This is a genomic window from Salinivibrio sp. VYel1 (genome assembly GCF_009377945.1).
GTDB lineage: Bacteria > Pseudomonadota > Gammaproteobacteria > Enterobacterales > Vibrionaceae > Salinivibrio > Salinivibrio siamensis.
On sequence record NZ_RSAM01000001.1, the window covers coordinates 233,135 to 249,958 of the forward strand.

The following is a 16,824-nucleotide window of genomic DNA, read 5'->3' on the forward strand; positions in this document are numbered from 1 at the left end:
AAGAGATGCAAACTGCATCTCTTTAGTTAGGGATGAGGCAATCCTGTCGATCACCGAGTGTTAAAACTAAAGCTTACGTAGCACAACCATCAGATAGAGCCCACCAATCAAGGAGGCAATGATCCCAGCTGGCATTTCTTGCGGATATAACCATTGTCGTCCGAGCCAATCTGCAAACAGCATCAATCCCATGCCAATCAATCCGGCGGTGATCATATGCGCCCGGGCATTTTTCGCTCCCCAGCTACGCGCAATGTGTGGCGCCATCAAGCCGACAAAACTGAGCGGCCCCACCACTAAGGTGGCACTGACGGTCATGACCGCGACGAGGGCCAGCAACAGCATGCGGGCACGCCCTACCTTAACCCCCAGTGATTGAGCAGTTTCGCCACCGAGCGGCAAAATATCGAGCCAACGCTGACACATTGACCCTAGCGCCATCAGCACCGCAGCGACCAAGGCCAGTGTGGTCACCGTACTGTCAGTCACATAGTAGGTTGAGCCTGAAATCCACGCGAGCACTTGATATGCGCGAGGATCGCCACCCGCCATCAAAAAGCTTTGTACCGCTTGCATTAGAGCGGCTATGGCCACCCCAGTGAGCAACACCTTTTCTGGCTGGAAGCCGGTTTTGCGATTAAGCAGCACAATCAACGCCAAGGTCGCCCCCGCACCGATTAGACCGCCGATATATAAGCTCAGCATAGATGCGCCCATGCCCGCAAAAATGGTGACAATCAGTCCCAGCGCCGTACCAGCACTGATCCCCATCACTTCAGGGCTCGCCATCGGGTTAGCACTCAAACGCTGAAGCACGGCACCCGCAACAGCAAGCACACCACCCGCCAATGCCGCGGCCAGCAAGCGTGGCAAGCGCCATTCCAACAAGGACCAATCGCCGCTGAGCGCCAGCCACTGCCAGCCCTCACTTTGACGCGATACAGTGGCAAAAATCACCACACCCAACACAAGTAACATCAACGTTCGGCCTAGTGGCCAATCCTGACGCGGTGCGGGCGATCCCGATTGCATCTGTTGGCGTTGACGATTGCCCAGCGATACCCGTGGCAACAGCCACAATAATAGCGGCGCACCTAACGCTGCCGTGGCGGCGCCCGTGGGCACCATCATTGCCCGGCGGCCGGGTAACAGCTGGACAGCCAAATCGGTGGCTGCCAACATCAAGGCGCCTAAAATCATCGCTAGGCTCAATCGGGTGATGAGCTTGCGAGCGCCACATAAGCGCGCAATCGCGGGCGCGGCGAGACCGACAAAGCCAATCACGCCAATTAAGCTGACCACCCACGCGGTCAGAAGTACCGATAGTCCCAGTGCAATCACACGGATTTTAGCCAGTGATACGCCTAAGCTTTTTGCTCCTTCATCTGAAAGGCTCAGGACGTTGAGCGGCTTTAATAAGGCAAGGATCAACACGACCGCCAATCCAATACGCGGCAGTAAGGCTTGCACACTGTGCCAGTCGGTTTGCACCATCGAGCCCGCGCCCCACACCATCATGCCATGTAGCGCTTCTTGATTCATCAGCAGCAGCACGGTGCTGAGCGCGCCGCAGTAAAGGTTTAAAATCAACCCCGCGATCACCACTACGGTGGGCGATAGGCCGCGTCGCCATGCTAGCGCAAACACCACCAGCATGGTCAGCACCCCGCCAGACATCGCCACCATCGCGCTCGACCAAGTCAGTAGCCAAGGAGGGGCATAAAGCGTAGCTAGCATCAGCGCCAAGCTGGCACCATTCGCCACCCCCAGCGTCGAGGGCGAGGCCAAGGGGTTACGCAATACCTGTTGCATCAAGGTACCGGCCAGCCCCAAACACGCCCCCGCCAGCAATGCGGTGACCAAGCGCGGCCACCAGGTTAAATGCATCACAACGCCAATCGACGCACTGTCATCCAGCGACCACAGCGACTGCCAGAGCATGGATGCATTCACATTCCACTGCCCCAACTGAGTTGTTGCGAGGCTTAACAGTGCCGCCAATAACGCCAAGGGCACCCATAATAGGTTCAGTTTCATGACTGCCCTCCTTGCTCGATCAATGCTGCGGTCACAAGGCGGGCAAAACGTAACGCCGACGGAATCGCGCCAAAGCTCCATACCGGATCAATCATCAATGGCGTATGCCCCGTATGTTTAACCAAATATTGCCAAAACATATTAGTCTGAAGGGTTTGCTCGACGCCCGCGGGGAGCGGGCGCACAATCACTAGTTGCGCATCAAGGTCAAGCAGCTCGCGGGTGGAGACCATGCTAAACCCCCAACTGTTGGTGGTATTTTGCCACGCGTTGCTGAGCCCCAATTCACTGATAGCGGCGTGATACAAGCTGTTCGTCCCAAACACCCGCACATGATTGGCATCCAGAAACTGGATCATCAACAGCGGTGGCTGTTCGCCGGGAATGGTATCGCGCAGGCTCGCTAATTGCTGTTTCGCATTGGCAATCAAGGTTTCACCGGCCTCCGGACGGTTGGCCTCGCGCGCAATTTTCCGCGTCACGGTTTTGAGCGACGCCCAGCTTAGGCCGCTTTCATACAGAGGAATTGAGCTGACCGGCGCAATGGTGCTTAGCTTGGGCTTCATTGCCTTAAAAATGGGCGAAATCAGAATTTTATCGGGGTGAAGCTCGGCCAAACGCTCCATGTTGGGCTGGGTGCGAAGCCCAATATCGACGGTTTTTTCTGGAATGGGCGGGGCTTTCACCCACGAATTGTAATCCGCCTTTTGCGCGACCGCGACGGGCGTCACCCCTAAGGCCAACAAGGTTTCAGTTTGGGTCCAATCCAGCGAAAGAATACGAGGCGATGCGCTGACGCTCGCTGGCATCATGGCCGCGGTCAGCCAGACCACAAGCGTCAAAAAAGAGGACTTGATCATACCGGCGATAACTCCCCCGGCATAGCAACCGCATAGCCGGCGGTATGATCGGCAATCGGCATTTCAATGCCATAAATCGATTTGAGGGCCGACTCTTGAAACACATCGCTGACCGCGCCTTGAGTCAGGACTTGTCCGCTGTGCAGCGCGACAATTTCATCACAAAAACGTGCCGCCATATTAATGTCGTGCACCACGATAATGATGGACTTATCCAACTCTCGACTGAGTTTGCGCACCAAGGTCATCACTTCGACTTGGTGGGCGACATCCAGTGCAGATAGCGGCTCATCGAGCAGTAAGTAACGCGTTTGCTGTGCCAGCAGCATCGCAATCCACAACCGTTGGCGCTCGCCCCCCGATAAGGTATCGACCAAGCGATCGGCATAATCTTGGGTGCCAGTGAGCGCCATTGCCTCGTTAATCGCTTGGTGATCGGCTTTGGTCAACCGCCCCAGCAAGCCATGCCAAGGATAGCGACCAAAACTGACCAACTCATACCCAGTTAAGTTATCGGTTGCCGGTAAATGCTGTGGCAAATACGCCACCTCGCGCGCAAAGGCTTTTTCCGACCATTTTGATAAGGGCTTTTGGTCTAATGCGATCTGCCCGCTGCTGGTTGCCTGTTGCTGCGCTAACAGCTTTATCAACGTCGACTTACCCGAGCCATTATGCCCGACCAACGCACAGATTTTTCCGGGCGTAAACGACAAGCTCACCTTATCGAGTAACACTTTTCCGTTGACGGCAAACGCAACGTCCTTTGCCTCTAACATATCTCGATCCTACTATTGCAAACACAAGCGCGTAGCACTTGCCCGTTATCTCTAAGAGCGCTAATTTTCCGATGCTTAAAAGGCAAATGCAAACCATTTTGATTTCGCTTTGTGTGCTTAGCGCTTGTTAATGAGAGAAATTAGACCTCAACCAAGTCCCTCTCAGGGATCCAAGCGTCATTCAGCCTCGTATCGCCCATGGATAAATATAAATTGTTGTTGCGACTGTCGAGAGCCCTATGTCCGCGCCCATCAGCCTTGTGTGGCTAAAACGCGATTTACGCCTGCGGGATCATGCCCCATTACAAGCCGCCATTGCAGCGGGGCGCCCCTTGGTGATCCTGTACCTGTTTGAACCACTGCTGCTTAACGATCCGCACCATAGTGAACGCCATTGGCGATTTGTCTGGCAATCGCTGTGCGATCTTAATCAACAGCTCGCACCACTGGGCGGTCACGTCACCATTTGCCAAGGAGAGGCGCTCTCAGTATTCGACGCCATCCACCGGCAACAGGCCATTGGCGCGGTGTACAGCCATCAAGAAATTGGCGTCGACGCGACATTTTCTCGTGATAAAGCGGTGGCAAAATGGCTGGAGAGCCATCAGATCCCGTGGCATGAATCCCCCACTGGGGCGGTGATCCGCGGCGCTAAAAATCGGGTTGATTGGGACACTGAATGGCAAAAGGTGATGCGCGCTCCCCTTGCCGATCCTGATTGGCAACAAGCGCGCTGGCTAAACGCATCACTCACGCTACCCGCGCTCGATCACCACAATTGGGACTCTCCCGCGCCACGCTTTCAACCCGGCGGGCCGAGTTGGGGGTATAAAACCTTGCAATCTTTTTTCCGCGAGCGCGGACAACGCTATCAACGCCACATCTCTAAACCGCTCGCCAGCCGCAAAAGCTGTACCCGACTGTCACCCTATCTTGCATGGGGTAACATCAGCTTGCGCGAGATGTATCAAATCACCCTCCTCCATTGGCAGAAAAAAGGCTGGCGGCGAGCGCTGGTAGCTATGGTGTCGCGTTTGCATTGGCACTGTCATTTTATGCAGAAATTTGAAAGCGAGCACCACATGGAGCATCGGCCCGTCAATCGAGGCTACTTACATTTTGAGTACGCAAATGGTCCGCAGAGCGATGCGCACCTGCGCGCATGGCAACAAGGTAATACCGGTTATCCGCTCGTCGATGCTTGTATGCGTTGCCTACACGTCACTGGCTATATCAACTTTCGGATGCGGGCGATGCTGGTCAGCTTTTTAACCCACCATTTATTGATTGATTGGCGCCGCGGTGTGCATCACCTCGCGCAGTTATTTCTCGATTTTGAGCCCGGTATTCATTACCCCCAATTTCAAATGCAAGCTGGTGTGACAGGCGCCAATACCTTGCGTATTTATAACCCAGTGAAACAATCGCAGGAGCAAGATCCCGAGGGGGCATTTATTCGTGAATGGTTACCCGAGCTTTCTCCCTTGCCCGACAGTTTGATCCACACCCCATGGCAAATGACCGACATGGAAGCGATGATGTACGGCGTGGTGCTTGGCGAAGACTACCCGAAACCCATTGTCGATATCGAACAAACCGGCAAACGTGCGCGAGATATTTTATGGTCGTTTCGTCAACAAGACGCCGTTCGTATCGAGAAAGCACGGATCCTCGCCACCCATGTGCGTCCAAGCAGCCCTGAGCCAACAAACAGCCCTGAGCGAACAAATAGCTCTGAGAACGCGGACAAGCGCAGTCAAAAATCACGTTCACCTGCCACTCAGTCTACTGGAGACAACCAAGATGGCGCATAAAAAGCCACATCTTCCCAGTAAGGTATGTTTGACGTGCGAAAGGCCGTTTACATGGCGTAAAAAGTGGGCGCGCTGTTGGGACGAGGTTAGGTATTGCTCTGACCGTTGCCGTCGCGAAGGTCGTCGCCATGCGCGAGCGGCGAAGATCTAAACGCTTCTAGCAGCGAGCTAAGTTGCGGATGCACCCACTGACGTTTAATCGATACCGCATAAAACGGCTCATACACACTCGGCAGTAAAGCATAGCGGGTGAGCATGCCGCTATCTAGCTCATCGCGAACCACCACCTCGGGCATCACCGCCAACGCGTCATTGTCTCGGGTTAATAGGCGCAGCATCGCCATATCATTGGCTTCAGCCATGATGTAAGGCTTGAGTTGATACTGGGCAGAGATGGCATCAAACCCTGAGCGAATCGGGTTATCGCCATAAGGTAACACCCACGCTTGATGCTGGTAGCTGGCGTCTAAGGTCGGCGACAAAGCTTTACCCGGCCAACCAATCACAGCGACCGGCTGGCGAGCCAATTGCTGATACTGCCAAATCTGTTTGTTGGTGCCCCGCACCGCAATATTGGTTAGCGCCAAATCTAACTGGTGATCAGACAGCGCATGGAGCAAGCCGGTTTGATCCATCGACTGCAACACGTAGCGGCACTCTCGTTGATTAACCAATGGCTGAATAAACTGCTCGATAAAATTCCGCGACATGGTGGATAAGGTGCCAATGCGAATCGTGGCACTGGACAGGGCCCCGCCGCTGGATAGCAACTGCTCGAGCTCTTCCCCTTGGCGGAATATCTCTTCGGCATAGTTCATCGCTTGATAGCCACTTTCGGTCAACGTCAACGTACGACCTTGGCGCTCAAACAATTGCACCTGCATCGCCTGTTCAAGCTGCTTGATTTGCGACGACAGCGCCGACTGCGAAATATGCAGCTGACGGGCGGTCTGGGTCAGGTTCCCGTGACGCGCCACCTGCCAGAAATAATATAAATGATGGTAGTTGAGTCGGCTCATCGTTCTCTAAAACAGAATGAAAAATGATTTATTATGTATTTTACTTAACTGTAGTAAGTTTTCACAATGTATCTCATAACTATTGCTGTGAGGTAAGTCATGTTATCCCTATTTCTCGTCACCCCGCTCAAACTGGTGCTGCTCGCACTGGTTGCTCTTCTTGGCGGAGTTATCTGGCGATACAGTGCCACTGCGTTTGCAGGTGAAGCCGACAAACACCGTTTTCTTTCCTCTTTACTGCTCACCTTGTCGGCAGTCTTGTTGGTTTTAGTCAGCAATCACCTGTTGCTGTTTTGGCTCGCCTGGGTGGCGGTTAGCCTCTCATTGGGTCGCTTAATTCTTTTCTATCCGCATCGGCCTCGCGCCCAACTCGCGGCACACAAAAAAATGCTGCTCGCCCGCTTTAGCGAATTGCTACTCGGTGGCGCATTTTTACTGTTGTTTTTCCACTACCAAACCGCGCAGATTGACCAATTGATGTTTCAAGTCAGCCAGCAACCTCATACGCTGACTGTAAGCATCGCCGCCTTTATGTTGGTGGGCGTGGCGATTATCAAGTGCGCTCAACTACCCTTGCACGGCTGGCTCATTCAAGTGGTGGAAGCGCCAACACCTGTCTCTGCCTTGTTGCATGCTGGCATTGTGAACCTTGGCGGGATCTTATTGATGCTGTTCGCGCCAGTGCTCGCGGCGAGCCCCAGTGCCAGCTTGGCACTGCTGGTTATCGCGGGCGTCAGTACGCTGGTTGCTGGGCTGGTGAGCCTGACACGCGTGAGCATTAAGGTAAAACTGGCGTGGTCGACCGTCGCACAAATGGGTCTGATGTTAGTCGAAATCGCCCTAGGTCTTTACGAGTTGGCACTGCTGCACTTGCTGGCGCACTCTTTCTACAAGGCGTTTTCTTTCCTCAACAGCGGCAATGGCGTGAATCATTGGCTCGCCACCCAACTGGCTGACGCCTCAGTTCCGCGTCGCTGCCATTGGCTTGCCGCGATGACCACCGCCGCCGGTTTGATTGTCGCCGTGCATCTGGGTGTTGATATTTTAAATAGTTTGGCCGCCGGTTGGTTGCTGTGGATGGCGATGATCATGCTGCTATTACCGGCCTTTACCCGCCCAGGCGCTGCTCGCCCGACACGCGTGCTGCTCAGTAGCATGTTTGCCCTTGGCCTGCTTGGGCTTTACGCCGCCATTAAACATAGCTTGATTGTGTTTGTCGCGGGTGGAAATGCCACCTATTTGTTTGCCGATGCCTTTGCGCTAGTGCTGTTTATCGCGCTGTTTGCTCTATCAATGGCGGTCCAGTACTGGCCTCACAAAGCGTGGGTCAACCGCCTATTTATCTGGCTGAACGCCGGGGCTTATCTTGATGAGTGGGCGACGCGCCTAACACTCAAATGGTGGCCGAGTGCTTCTTTAATCCAACTACAAACGACCCAATGGCAACCGCATAAGGAGACGCGTTAATGATTGCGAAAACGCCCAACGTATCTGCACTCCCAGAGTCCCTCAATGTGAGCGATTTTCGCGATGCCACCCAGCAAGCGGTCGCCGCGATTGCGCCAAGCTGGCCGTTGGATCAAATGATTGCAGTGAATCCATGGTGGCCGCAACGCTTTACCCCCATTGAGCAAGTCTTTGCCGAACAAGCGGTGTTAAGTGGCCACTGTCCGCTAATGCCGTCGGCGTACTATCTGTCGCATTGGCAATCGCCCATTAGTGAGGCACATCTTGCCGAGGCCATTTCAACCTCTGACAGCGCATTGACGGTCAGTGATTGTCTGCGTGCGCTGCGTAGCCATAGCAGTGACCTCCCGCGTTGGAAGCCATTAGCTGAGTTGTGTGACCGCACTCGAGAAGCACAAGAAGGCTTATCGTGGCAGCAAGAAATTCAGCAGCAAGTGAGCCAGTTTCTCGCGCTCTATCACCAATACCCACAGCGCTTTGATGCTCAAGGCCAAGGCGGTGAGCACCTTTATCAATGCTGGTTGGATGTGGTGAGCCAAGATAAAGGCATTAAAACCCTCACTGGCGTGGATTTGCTTGCCGATTTCGCCGCACTACCCACCCAAATCGATGCATTGATCGCTGAAGCGGCCGACTTTTGGCGACCGACTCTTCACGACCAAGACGGTAACTTGGCCTATTGCCACGCGCTTATGCACGGTTTATCGGGTTGGGCAAGCTGGCAGGCTTGGTTAGATTGGCAGCAACAGCTCAGTGACAGTGAACAACAAGATCATGGCATGGGCCTATTCGCGATTTTACTCGCGTGGGATACAGTGCTGGCACGCTGGCTTGCTAAACATCGTGACGCAGCGTGGGCAAGCATTCGTCAGTCCATGCACCATCAAGCGGTGAATGTCCGCCATTGGTATCACCAAGCACAACAACAGCTCGCGCCCCTGTGGATTTGGCAACAAGCGCTGGAAATCAGTCAGCAGCGCCCTTGGGCACATGCCCTATCTGCGCAGGCCAGTGTCGACACGCTCGACACCTCCCCCACGCTTCAGGCTGTATTTTGTATCGATGTGCGCTCTGAGCCAATGCGTCGCGCATTAGAAGCGCAATCCGAACGAATTCAAACCCTTGGCTTTGCTGGCTTTTTTGGCTTGCCGATTGCCTATCAGCCCACGGATAGCCATATTCATCGGCCACAACTGCCCGGCTTACTGGCGCCAGCGGTCACCGCCTCACAAACTCATGCTACCCCCGAACGCTGGTTGCGAATGACCAAGCTCGGCTGGCAGCGTAGCCTCGATGCGCCCGCCGCTAATTTAGGGATGGTCGAAGCCGGTGGCATGTTAAAGCTAGTGAGCTTATTAAAACGCGCATTGCGCATTTCTGGCACCGAAAACCCGCTAAATCGACTCAGCCATACTGACAGTGATTGGGCGCTCACCCGTGACAATACACCGTTAACCGCAAAAGAAAAGGCGGAGCTAGGCGCTGGTATCTTGCGGGCAATGGGCATTGCTGATCAACTGGCCGATGCCGTCTTGTTGGTGGGTCATGGCAGTGAAACCTGTAACAACCCTCATGCAGCAGGGCTTGACTGTGGTGCCTGCGGCGGACAAACCGGCGAGGTAAATGTCCGCGTACTTGCACAGCTTCTTAACGATGCCGACGTACGTGATGCCATGGCACAGCAAGGCGTGACGATTCCCGTCAGTACCCGTTTTTATGCCGCCATGCACAACACCACCACCGACGCACTGGATGTCTTTCACGCCCCCGAGCATACCGAGTGGCAAACTTGGCTAGCCGGCGCAAGCGAGCAAGCACGTGCAACCCGCGCCAACCAGTTTGATCAGGCGCCTACCCAGCCATCCAAACTCAAACGCTTCTTTGGTACACGGGCCAAAGACTGGGCGCAAATGCGTCCTGAGTGGGGACTGTGTGACAACGCGGCGTTAATCGTAGGCCCGCGCACCCTGTCTCGACAGATTAATTTGCAAGGTCGCAGCTTTTTACACGACTACGACATGCACAAAGACCGTGACTTTAGCCAGCTTGAAACCATACTCACCGCGCCCATGGTGGTGACCAATTGGATCAATCTGCAGTACTTTGCTTCTGTCACCGCACCGGAAAAATTCGGCAGCGGCAACAAGCTGCTCCACAACATCGTGGGTGGGCACATTGGGGTGTTTGAAGGGAATGGTGGCGACTTACGAATTGGCTTATCGCATCAATCCGTGCACGATGGCCGTCGATATCGCCACCAGCCAGTGCGATTAAGCGTATTTATCGCTGCCCCTCGGGAGGCAATTGATAGTATACTTGCACGCCATGACGATATAGCCGCGCTGGCGAATCACGGCTGGCTGTACTTGATGCAAATTGATGCGCAAGGTGCAGTATGGCAACGCGATCGCTCGGGTCAGTGGTATCACCTGAACGTAGCAAAATAAAACGGAGCATGTCGTTGAAAACGCAACTTCTCTCAGCGCAGTGTTCAACGGACCTAACACAAGCCGCCGAACTGCTAAAAGCCGGCGAACAAGTCGCGGTGCCCACAGAAACCGTGTACGGTTTGGCAGCGGATGCCAGCAATCCAGACGCCGTCGCGGGTATTTTTACCGCCAAGGGTCGACCCGCGAACCACCCTTTGATTGTGCATCTCGGTGACGTCGCATCGATTACCGAGTGGGCAACGCAAATCCCGGATGAAGCATATAAGCTGGCGAATGCCTTCTGGCCAGGGCCGATGACACTGCTGTTGCCACGTGCCGAGCATATTTCACCAGTGGTCACGGGTGGATTGGATACCATTGGGCTTCGCGTACCCGCGCAACCTGTGTTGTTAGACTTGCTCGCCACCCATCAGCTTGCTGTTGCCGCCCCGTCTGCGAACCCGTATAAAAAGCTCAGCCCCACCACGGCGGAGCAAGTGATGCATGGTTTAGGCGGAAAGATCGCTGCGGTGATTGATGGCGGCCCTTGCCAACATGGGCTGGAGTCGACCATTGTCGATCTTACTAAGCGTCCATTCCGCGTACTTCGCGCCGGTCCAATCACCGCCAGCGAGCTGAGCGCCGTGCTGGGTGAAACAGTCGACGCCCCTGAGCAGCACGACACCGTGGTGCCCGGCAATGTGGGAAGCCATTACCAACCCAACACCCGGTTACAGATGGTGGCGGCAGACTTGTCTGATCTCCCTGCGCCCCATCCTGAAAAACGAGCGGCCTTGCTTCACTTTGGCGATGCCCCAGCACGGGATGATCTGGTCTGTATTGCCATGCCAGATGACGCTGCACGCTACGGGCAAGCGTTATATCACCAACTTGCCCAAGCCGACCAACTCGGCGTCGATGAGATCTGGCTCGCCCAGCCTCCTCATGGTGAAGCGTGGCTTGCCGTGCATGATCGCCTGCGCCGCGCCGTTAGCTAGTTTTTGACGCACGCATTCGCATAAAGCTTGCCGTTGCACTGGCACACACAGTGCCCGCAACGGTGAGCGTTGCCTCCAACTGACTCATTCCATGTTTGGCTTTCACACACCATGCTCGTACCTCCGCCTCAACGGCAACGGGCACTGGATGGTGATAGCGAATATTAAGTGACCCTGTCACACTTTGCGGGGCAAACAAGAAGGTACAATGGGTGAATGCTGCATCTAAAAGCGTGGCAATCACCCCACCGTGTAGCTGATCTTGATACCCCTGCCAAGTGCTTTCTAACCATACTTTTGCGCTCACTGCAGTTTCATCGTCTTGGTAAAATCTAAGATTAAACAGCCCGTTGTCACTGCAAGCCACACACTGATGATGGGAAACCGGCGGGATAACAGGCTGCTTATTCATGGCAACCACAACCCTGTCCACGAACGCGGCCGCCTTTACCTTGCCCCTTACCACACCCTCGATGTTGATGACCTGAACTGCGGCCTTGCGCGCCACAACCTTTCCCGCGCTCTGAGTGACAAGCGGCGTTCTGTTGTTGTGGTTTTTGCTGCTTCATTCGCTGCAACGCCGGCCGTCCTTGACTGGCATCCGTAAGCGGTTGCCAGTACGCAGGCGACAACCACTGGGTGGGATTTAGGCGACCATTAGTTAACTGATAAACATGTAAGCCAGCATCAAGTAATCCCGCTAACGCATGCTCGCCAATATGACGAGTCACCACACGTGTTACTTGGTTAGCTTTCAGCATCGCTATCAAGGCGTTTTTGGCACCGCAACCTTCTGTTACACGTGGGTTGGCGAACTGAACGAGTGCTTGGCCATCGTCGTCAAACAGCGCAAAGTGCTCGGCCTTCATAAAGTGTCCCGCAGGGCAGTCTTGATTCATCGCAATAGCAATTGTCATCTTCCGTTCTCTCTTTATATAAATAGCATATGCCAAAAATACGCTTGATTTGTGGCATATGCAAACTATTCTGTGAGAGAAAAATGAGGAAAGTTGCGTCAAGACATCGCGAGTATTCGCGTCAAGCTGCAACGTCGCGCGACAGAATGCTTTTTCGAACACGCGCGCATCCTTGCTAAGCCGCATGATGAATGACAATAACTAAATGGAAGTATTGGTTTAAAAATACCTATTTTCACGGCAATCATTGACGTGAAATTACAGTTTAGTAAACCATAAAAGCACCTTGGTGAGTCACACGCAGCACAGATCTTGTTTTTGTAGATGGCTAACCTAACACGACTCTTCTGACTCAAACACCAAGGCTTTGCCTTCTACGAGGCAGGCGGTGGTTTTGGCGCGGGCGCGTTTGACTAGGTTGGCTAACGTTTGACGAGATACGCCCATGACTTCCGCCGCTTGCAGTTGCTGCATACCCTGATGATCAACAAGACGCATGGCTTCGAACTCATCCAAACCAATGGTCACTGTCTCTAGCTCACTGAGTGGAATGGCGTTGGGTTTAAAACAGTTGGTATGGGGTGTCCCGCAGATACGGCGGGGCATTTTAGGACGCGGCATAGGATCTCCTTTTTCGCTTATGCTAAGTGAGTTTATTGCTTAAGCCAACAAAAAGGGATGCCGAGGCATCCCTTTTCTAGTTATTGCGACAGGCAGTGACTTAGTCTGTCACGTTACACGTCGTACGTTACACGTCGTACGTGGTCGAGGCGGTGTTACCGCCGGTGCCTGTCCAGTTGGTGTGGAAGAACTCACCGCGCGGCTGATCAAGACGCTCATAGGTGTGCGCGCCAAAGTAGTCACGCTGTGCTTGCAGCAAGTTCGCGGGCAAGCGTGCCGTGGTGTAGCCATCCAAGAAGGTCAGCGCCGATGTGGTACATGGCATTGGGATACCGGTTTCCATCGATTTTGCCGCCACTTTACGCCATGCTGCCAAGCAGTTATCCAAGATCCCTTTAAAGTACGCATCTGAGCCCAAGAAGGCCAAGTTAGGATCCTTATCAAACGCATCACGGATATTACCCAAGAAGGCTGAGCGGATAATACAGCCACCGCGCCACATCAGTGCAACATTACCGTAGTTGAGGTCCCAGCCATTCTCATTAGACGCTTCACGCATCAGCATAAAGCCTTGCGCGTAAGAGATAATTTTTGACGCCAGCAACGCTTGACGCAGCGCGTCAACCCATTCGGCTTTATCACCATCAACCGGTTGAATATGTTTTTCAAACAGCTTCTCTGCCGCGACCCGCTGATCTTTAAGTGCCGACAGGCAACGTGAGAACACGGATTCAGAAATCAAAGTGAGCGGAATGCCAAGATCCAGCGCGTTGATGCCGGTCCATTTACCGGTGCCTTTTTGACCTGCAGTATCGAGAATTTTCTCAACCAGTGGCTCACCGTCTTGGTCTTTATACCCCAAGATGTCTGAAGTGATCTCGACCAGATAGCTATCTAGCTCGGTTTTGTTCCAATCGGTAAACACCTGCTGCATCTCGTCATGGCTCATGCCAAGGCCGTCTTTCATGAACTGATACGCTTCGGTGATCAGCTGCATGTCGCCATACTCGATACCATTGTGCACCATTTTCACAAAGTGGCCCGCGCCGTCACGGCCGACCCAGTCACAGCATGGCTCGCCGCTATCTGTTTTTGCTGCGATACCTTGGAAGATAGACTTGACCGCTGGCCATGCTTCTTCCGAGCCGCTTGGCATAATTGACGGCCCAAAACGTGCACCCTCTTCACCGCCAGACACACCAGCACCAATAAAGTGAATGCCTTTTTCACGCAGTGCTGCCACGCGACGGTTGGTATCTGGGTAGTTGGTGTTACCGCCATCGATAATGATGTCACCTTCGTCCAGCAATGGCGTCAGTTTGTTGATAAAGGTATCGACCACATCACCAGCGCGAACCATCAGCATCACTTTGCGGGGTTTTTCGAGCTTCTCAACCAGCTCTTCTAACGAGTAAGCGCCAACAATGTTGGTACCCTTCGCTGGGCCTTCCAGAAATTCATCGACTTTAGCCGCGGTACGGTTATGCGCCACCACTTTAAAGCCGTTGTCGTTCATGTTAAGGATCAGGTTTTGGCCCATGACCGCCAAACCAATTACGCCGATATCACCTTTCATCGTGCTCTCCATTAATTCTGTTCTGGTAATTTTTTTGCTGCCGCGGTATCGAGTACCCATTCCGTGGTGCCTTTGGCACTACGGATATTGGCGGCAGGATATGGCAGTTGGGTAGGCTCGTGTGTGGCGATCTCATGCACGATCGCTTGCTTACCTTCACCCAACACCAGATAACTGATTTTCTTCGCCGCACGCAAAACACGGGCGGTTTTTGATACACGCTTTTGACCCGATTCAGGATGCGAGGCCACCAGCGCGAGCGCAGTATTGTCATACTGAGGATCGTGCGGGAACAGTGAGGCCGTATGGCCATCGCCACCGACGCCCAGCAAAATCCAATCAAACACAGGCGTGCCGTTTTCGCTTGGGATCAAGGCTTGCATTTCGGCACTAAAGCGCGCCGCTTCCACGTCCGGGTCGTCTTCACCACGAATACGGTGAATGTTCTCTTCCGGAATGCGAATGTGGCTAAACAGCAGCTTATTGGCTTCGCCGAAGTTACTCTCGGCATCATCCGGTGCCACACAGCGTTCATCGCCCCACCAAAAATGCAGGTTTTGCCACTGAATCGCATTGGCATAATCATCACTGGCTAAACGCTTAAACAGCATTTTGGGCGTGCTGCCGCCAGAAAGCGAAATGTGCACGGCACGATCTTGCTCACTGAGTGCTTGCATCGTGTCGGCTAAATGATTGACCACCGCGTCGGCATCATCAAAAATTCGGGCATTTATCATAATTCGCAGTATTCCGTGTCAGTCAGGTTTTTGCAGGGGAAGCGCCAAGCATGGCCATCACGCTCCAGCAACTGATCCGCTTCTTTCGGTCCCCATGTTCCGCAGGCATAGCCAAACAAGGCCTTGTCATTTTCTTTGTACTGCAGAATAGGCTCAACAAACTGCCAGCAAGCTTCGACTGCATCACTCCGTGCAAACAAAGTGGCATCGCCTTTAAGGGCATCCAGTAACAAGCGCTCGTAAGCCGTCAGCATCTGGGTTTCTTCCAGTGATGTATAGTGGAAGTCCATATTGACCGCTTTCGCGTTAAAGCCGGCACCTGGCTCTTTAAGACCAAAGCTCATTTGGATGCCTTCGTCGGGCTGAATGCGAATCACCAAACGGTTCTCAGGGGCATTCTTACCAAATACAGGATGCGGAGTTTGTTTAAAGTGGATCACCACTTCGGTCACGCGTGTTGGCAAGCGTTTACCGGTGCGCACATAAAACGGCACCCCATTCCAACGCCAGTTGTTGATAAACATCTTCAGGCCAACATAGGTCTCAGTACGCGAGTCTTCCGCCACACCTGGCTCATCACGATAACTAGGAAGCGGCTTACCACCCACGTGAGATTCGGTGTACTGACCCAGTACCAAATTATTGTGTAAGTCGTCTTCAGAGAGCGGCTCGAGTGACTGCAACGCTTTGAATACTTCATCACGCATGGCGTCAGCATTGATTTGCGCTGGCGGCTCCATCGCCACCAGAGACAGCACTTGCAGCAAATGGTTTTGGAACATATCACGGACTGCGCCCGATTGGTCGTAGTAACCACCGCGACCTTCCACACCAAGGTTTTCAGCCCCCGTAATTTCCACATAGTCAATGAAGTTACGGTTCCAAAGCGGTTCAAACATCGCATTAGAAAAACGGAAAACCAGCAGGTTTTGTACCGTTTCTTTACCTAAGTAATGATCAATGCGATAGATCTGATGCTCGGCAAAATAAGCATGAATGTCTTTGTCTAACTGACGCGCGGAGGCTAAGTCATAGCCAAACGGCTTTTCAACCACCAAGCGTTTCCAACCGTTGCTCTCATCATTGAGGCCATGCGCTGCCAGGCAGGCAGGAATAAAGTTATACAGCTTCGGTGGAGTCGCGAGGTAGAAAAGCGTATTGCGCTGTGTAAAGCCATATTGGTCAGAAAGCGCATCCAAGCGGCTTGTCAACGCACCATATTCGTTGGTGTCAGAGATATTAAATGATTGATAGTGAACATGCGCCATAAAGGCGTCGAGCGTGGCAGGATCGGTCTCTTCAAGCTCTTGCATGGAGTGACGTAGTTTATCGCGAAATGACTCGTCACTGTAGAAGGTGCGGCTTGCGCCTAGAATCGCGAAAGACGCAGGCAGCTGTTTGTTCGCATATAAGTGGTACAGGGCTGGGATCAGCTTACGGAAGGTCAGATCGCCAGATGCACCAAAAATAACAATACTGCTGTTTTCTGGAATTACCATCATCTTTCCTTTGATAATAAAGGTACTGCATGTGATTTGCGCCACAAATTAGCAGCGCTAAGGCCAAATTGGTA

At 53.4% G+C, this 16,824-nt stretch carries 15 protein-coding genes; 5 read left to right on the forward strand and 10 right to left on the reverse strand.

Going from position 1 to position 16,824, the window contains the following annotated elements; translation table 11 throughout:
- Positions 1-66: 66 nt before the first annotated feature.
- Genes fhuB through EHW58_RS01045 form a run of 3 tightly spaced genes read right to left on the reverse strand, consistent with a single transcriptional unit; the run spans position 67 to position 3,673 of the window.
- Positions 67-2,037 (reverse strand): Fe(3+)-hydroxamate ABC transporter permease FhuB, encoded by a 1,971-nt coding sequence (gene fhuB / locus EHW58_RS01035; protein WP_152794078.1) that lies wholly within the window; start codon positions 2,035-2,037, stop codon positions 67-69.
- A complete protein-coding gene (locus tag EHW58_RS01040; protein ID WP_152794080.1) occupies positions 2,034-2,897 on the reverse strand; it encodes an iron-siderophore ABC transporter substrate-binding protein in 864 nt (287 codons plus the stop codon). The genes fhuB and EHW58_RS01040 overlap by 4 nt, the downstream gene beginning before the upstream one ends.
- On the reverse strand, positions 2,894-3,673 hold the full coding sequence (locus EHW58_RS01045; RefSeq protein WP_077666653.1) for an ABC transporter ATP-binding protein: 780 nt from the start codon (positions 3,671-3,673) through the stop codon (positions 2,894-2,896). The genes EHW58_RS01040 and EHW58_RS01045 overlap by 4 nt, the downstream gene beginning before the upstream one ends.
- 239 nt (positions 3,674-3,912) lie before the next feature.
- Between EHW58_RS01045 and EHW58_RS01050 the strand changes: the two genes are divergently transcribed.
- Together EHW58_RS01050 and EHW58_RS01055 are read left to right on the forward strand one after the other, a co-directional pair.
- Positions 3,913-5,487 (forward strand): deoxyribodipyrimidine photo-lyase, encoded by a 1,575-nt coding sequence (locus tag EHW58_RS01050; protein WP_152794083.1) that lies wholly within the window; start codon positions 3,913-3,915, stop codon positions 5,485-5,487.
- Positions 5,477-5,638 carry a DUF2256 domain-containing protein gene (locus EHW58_RS01055; protein WP_074214700.1) on the forward strand — a complete coding sequence of 54 codons (162 nt, stop codon included), beginning with the start codon at positions 5,477-5,479 and terminating at the stop codon, positions 5,636-5,638. Before EHW58_RS01050 ends, EHW58_RS01055 begins: the two co-directional genes overlap by 11 nt.
- On the opposite strand, the gene EHW58_RS01060 is transcribed toward EHW58_RS01055, so the two are convergent.
- A complete protein-coding gene (locus EHW58_RS01060) occupies positions 5,574-6,506 on the reverse strand; it encodes a LysR family transcriptional regulator (RefSeq protein ID WP_046075806.1) in 933 nt (310 codons plus the stop codon). The genes EHW58_RS01055 and EHW58_RS01060 overlap by 65 nt on opposite strands.
- 99 nt (positions 6,507-6,605) lie before the next feature.
- Between EHW58_RS01060 and EHW58_RS01065 the strand changes: the two genes are divergently transcribed.
- The 3 genes from EHW58_RS01065 to EHW58_RS01075 are packed head-to-tail and all read left to right on the forward strand — an operon-like array spanning position 6,606 to position 11,400.
- The gene (locus EHW58_RS01065; protein WP_152794085.1) at positions 6,606-7,973 is read left to right on the forward strand and encodes an NADH-quinone oxidoreductase subunit L; all 1,368 of its coding nucleotides are present in this window, start codon (positions 6,606-6,608) and stop codon (positions 7,971-7,973) included.
- Positions 7,973-10,420, forward strand: a complete 2,448-nt coding sequence (locus EHW58_RS01070; protein WP_152794087.1) for a DUF2309 domain-containing protein — start codon at positions 7,973-7,975, stop codon at positions 10,418-10,420. Before EHW58_RS01065 ends, EHW58_RS01070 begins: the two co-directional genes overlap by 1 nt.
- 8 nt (positions 10,421-10,428) lie before the next feature.
- Entirely contained in the window at positions 10,429-11,400 is a 972-nt protein-coding gene (locus tag EHW58_RS01075) for an L-threonylcarbamoyladenylate synthase (RefSeq protein ID WP_152794089.1), read from the forward strand.
- Here the strand turns inward: EHW58_RS01075 and EHW58_RS01080 are convergent.
- From EHW58_RS01080 to zwf, 6 genes are all read right to left on the reverse strand, one after another.
- On the reverse strand, positions 11,393-11,812 hold the full coding sequence (locus EHW58_RS01080) for a PaaI family thioesterase (protein ID WP_152794091.1): 420 nt from the start codon (positions 11,810-11,812) through the stop codon (positions 11,393-11,395). The two genes, EHW58_RS01075 and EHW58_RS01080, sit on opposite strands and share 8 nt — an antisense overlap.
- Positions 11,805-12,317 (reverse strand): NifB/NifX family molybdenum-iron cluster-binding protein, encoded by a 513-nt coding sequence (locus tag EHW58_RS01085; protein WP_172969901.1) that lies wholly within the window; start codon positions 12,315-12,317, stop codon positions 11,805-11,807. Before EHW58_RS01085 ends, EHW58_RS01080 begins: the two co-directional genes overlap by 8 nt.
- Before the next feature lie 333 nt (positions 12,318-12,650).
- Positions 12,651-12,938, reverse strand: a complete 288-nt coding sequence (locus EHW58_RS01090; protein ID WP_152794095.1) for a DUF134 domain-containing protein — start codon at positions 12,936-12,938, stop codon at positions 12,651-12,653.
- Between the two features lie 127 nt (positions 12,939-13,065).
- Positions 13,066-14,514, reverse strand: coding sequence for a decarboxylating NADP(+)-dependent phosphogluconate dehydrogenase (gene gnd, locus EHW58_RS01095; RefSeq protein WP_152794097.1), 1,449 nt, complete (start codon positions 14,512-14,514; stop codon positions 13,066-13,068).
- A gap of 11 nt (positions 14,515-14,525) precedes the next feature.
- Positions 14,526-15,251 carry a 6-phosphogluconolactonase gene (gene pgl / locus EHW58_RS01100; protein ID WP_152794099.1) on the reverse strand — a complete coding sequence of 242 codons (726 nt, stop codon included), beginning with the start codon at positions 15,249-15,251 and terminating at the stop codon, positions 14,526-14,528.
- Positions 15,248-16,750, reverse strand: coding sequence for a glucose-6-phosphate dehydrogenase (zwf, locus tag EHW58_RS01105; protein WP_046075800.1), 1,503 nt, complete (start codon positions 16,748-16,750; stop codon positions 15,248-15,250). The genes pgl and zwf overlap by 4 nt, the downstream gene beginning before the upstream one ends.
- Between the last annotated feature and the right edge of the window lie 74 nt (positions 16,751-16,824).

Bases quoted from the DNA above. Each gene is read 5' to 3' on its own strand.
- fhuB (WP_152794078.1), bottom strand. From the start codon at position 2,037: ATGAAACTGAACCTATTATGGGTGCCCTTGGCGTTATTGGCGGCACTG.
- EHW58_RS01040 (WP_152794080.1), bottom strand. From the start codon at position 2,897: ATGATCAAGTCCTCTTTTTTGACGCTTGTGGTCTGGCTGACCGCGGCC.
- EHW58_RS01045 (WP_077666653.1), bottom strand. From the start codon at position 3,673: ATGTTAGAGGCAAAGGACGTTGCGTTTGCCGTCAACGGAAAAGTGTTA.
- EHW58_RS01050 (WP_152794083.1), top strand. From the start codon at position 3,913: ATGTCCGCGCCCATCAGCCTTGTGTGGCTAAAACGCGATTTACGCCTG.
- EHW58_RS01055 (WP_074214700.1), top strand. From the start codon at position 5,477: ATGGCGCATAAAAAGCCACATCTTCCCAGTAAGGTATGTTTGACGTGC.
- EHW58_RS01060 (WP_046075806.1), bottom strand. From the start codon at position 6,506: ATGAGCCGACTCAACTACCATCATTTATATTATTTCTGGCAGGTGGCG.
- EHW58_RS01065 (WP_152794085.1), top strand. From the start codon at position 6,606: ATGTTATCCCTATTTCTCGTCACCCCGCTCAAACTGGTGCTGCTCGCA.
- EHW58_RS01070 (WP_152794087.1), top strand. From the start codon at position 7,973: ATGATTGCGAAAACGCCCAACGTATCTGCACTCCCAGAGTCCCTCAAT.
- EHW58_RS01075 (WP_152794089.1), top strand. From the start codon at position 10,429: ATGTCGTTGAAAACGCAACTTCTCTCAGCGCAGTGTTCAACGGACCTA.
- EHW58_RS01080 (WP_152794091.1), bottom strand. From the start codon at position 11,812: ATGAATAAGCAGCCTGTTATCCCGCCGGTTTCCCATCATCAGTGTGTG.
- EHW58_RS01085 (WP_172969901.1), bottom strand. From the start codon at position 12,317: ATGACAATTGCTATTGCGATGAATCAAGACTGCCCTGCGGGACACTTT.
- EHW58_RS01090 (WP_152794095.1), bottom strand. From the start codon at position 12,938: ATGCCGCGTCCTAAAATGCCCCGCCGTATCTGCGGGACACCCCATACC.
- gnd (WP_152794097.1), bottom strand. From the start codon at position 14,514: ATGAAAGGTGATATCGGCGTAATTGGTTTGGCGGTCATGGGCCAAAAC.
- pgl (WP_152794099.1), bottom strand. From the start codon at position 15,251: ATGATAAATGCCCGAATTTTTGATGATGCCGACGCGGTGGTCAATCAT.
- zwf (WP_046075800.1), bottom strand. From the start codon at position 16,750: ATGGTAATTCCAGAAAACAGCAGTATTGTTATTTTTGGTGCATCTGGC.